Origin of the sequence: Citrobacter sp. Ce104 (genome assembly GCF_030334595.1) — a bacterium.
In the GTDB taxonomy this organism is placed as follows: Bacteria; Pseudomonadota; Gammaproteobacteria; order Enterobacterales; family Enterobacteriaceae; genus Citrobacter; species Citrobacter europaeus.
In genome coordinates this window covers 1-211 of record NZ_JAOWDP010000013.1, presented here as the reverse complement: position 1 = coordinate 211, position 211 = coordinate 1, and the positions used below count along the sequence as shown (strand labels likewise).

The 211-nt window shown below is 55.0% G+C and carries 1 tRNA gene; it reads left to right on the top strand.

Going from position 1 to position 211, the window contains the following annotated elements:
- Window positions 1–127 precede the first annotated feature (127 nt).
- Window positions 128–204, top strand: a tRNA-Asp gene (locus OGW16_RS00845).
- Window positions 205–211: the final 7 nt, after the last annotated feature.

Genomic DNA, 211 nt, shown 5'->3' with positions numbered 1-211 from the left:
CTCAGAAGTGAAACGCCGTAGCGCCGATGGTAGTGTGGGGTCTCCCCATGCGAGAGTAGGGAACTGCCAGGCATCAAATTGCAGTAAACCGGGATGAAGAATCCGGGTAGTGACAAAGAAATTCGGTGGAGCGGTAGTTCAGTTGGTTAGAATACCTGCCTGTCACGCAGGGGGTCGCGGGTTCGAGTCCCGTCCGTTCCGCCACTTATTA